The organism is Burkholderia sp. E168m23, from assembly GCF_016586125.1.
Taxonomy (GTDB): domain Bacteria; phylum Pseudomonadota; class Gammaproteobacteria; order Burkholderiales; family Burkholderiaceae; genus Burkholderia; species Burkholderia orbicola.
On the sequence record NZ_BCPP01001358.1, the window covers coordinates 1 to 1,358 of the forward strand.

A 1,358-nucleotide genomic window follows, 5' to 3' on the forward strand; every position below is an offset into this window, starting at 1 on the left:
CACGCGCACCTTCTGCGTGACGTTCGCCTTCGTGAGGCCGAGATCGGCGAGCACGCCGGCCGGCCCCTTGTCGAGCAGGATGGTGCGCTGCAGCGACCACGCGACGTCGTCGGCGGTGACCGGATTGCCGGAATGGAACGTGAGGCCCGGGCGCAGCTTGAACGTGTAGGTCACGCCGTCGGCGCCGACCGTCCACGATTGCGCGATCTGTCCGTCGAAGCGCGTCGGGTCCTTCAGGTCGACGCGCACCAGCCGTTCGTAGGTGTTCGCGACGTATTCGGACGGCACCAGCTCGTAGATCCCGCTCGGGTCGAGGGTCGTGAATTCGCCGAGCTGCGTGGCGACGACGAAGATGCCGGGCGGCGTGGCAGCCTGCGCCGGCAGCGCCGGAACAAGCGCGACGAGCGCGGCGCTGACGAACAGCCGGGACAGCAGGTGCTTCATGCGGGCTCCATCGAAAGGGAATCGTGGTGCGATTCTCTCATCGACGAGCACCCGGATGAAAATATTCGGCGGGCGCGCCGGTTGGCGCGCAGCGGCGGGCAGGCAGGCGGGCCGGGCAGGCGCCCGGCGCTGGTGGGCGTCAGATCGCGCAGCGCGCGATCGCGAAACGCATCGCTTCCTCGGCCGGCTCGTTGCCCGAGCCGCGCACGACCTTGATCACCGAGCCGTTGCCCGACGGCGTCAGCGTGACGAAGTACGAATTCGAGCCGACGGAGATATCGGTCACGCCGTTGTGCTGCGATTGCTCGGTGCCGGACAGGCGGCTGTCGAGGCAATTCGCGACCGCGTAGGCCGGACGTTGCGACGACACGTAGATCATCGGCGCGGCGCCGGACGCAGAGGCCGAATCGGACGAGGGCGCGGAACCGCAGGCGGCGAGCAGGGCGGCGGGCAGGAGCAGCAGGAATCGTTTCATGGTCGGTCGTCGGGTGTCTCGTATCGAGGCTGGGGCGCGGGGTGGCGAAACGCGAAGCTTCGCGACGAAACCGCCCGGAATCGGGCCGCTTTTGACGGACGACGAGACGGCAGGCGGCTGACGACGGAGTATACCCGCAGCATTTGACGCCGTTGGCGCGTTGAAACGATTCGATACACAACGAGCGCCCGCTGCGGGACGGCCGCTCGTCCCGGATGTCGCCGTTACCGGCGAATCTCGCGGTCGTCGCGATGCCGGCGCACGGAGCGGCGCCGCAACGCCTGCGGATCAATGCGCGCCGGCCGCCGCCGCATCGGCATCGCCGCCACCCGAGCGCGCCGGTTTCGTGATCCAGATGAGTGGAATGATCGCGATGAAGATGATCGCCGACACGTAGAAGATGTCGTTCAAGCCCATCACGGCCGCCTGCGAATCGACC

At 68.1% G+C, this 1,358-nt stretch carries 2 protein-coding genes; both read right to left on the minus strand.

All coding sequences use genetic code 11. The features are described 5' to 3' along the window. A partial coding sequence (locus JMF90_RS37265) for an ABC transporter substrate-binding protein (protein ID WP_236598130.1) occupies positions 1–444 on the minus strand: 444 nt, incomplete at its 3' end. A 139-nt stretch (positions 445–583) separates the two neighbouring features. Next, positions 584–919, minus strand: a complete 336-nt coding sequence (locus JMF90_RS37270) for a sugar ABC transporter ATPase (RefSeq protein ID WP_011547533.1) — start codon at positions 917–919, stop codon at positions 584–586. Positions 920–1,358: the final 439 nt, after the last annotated feature.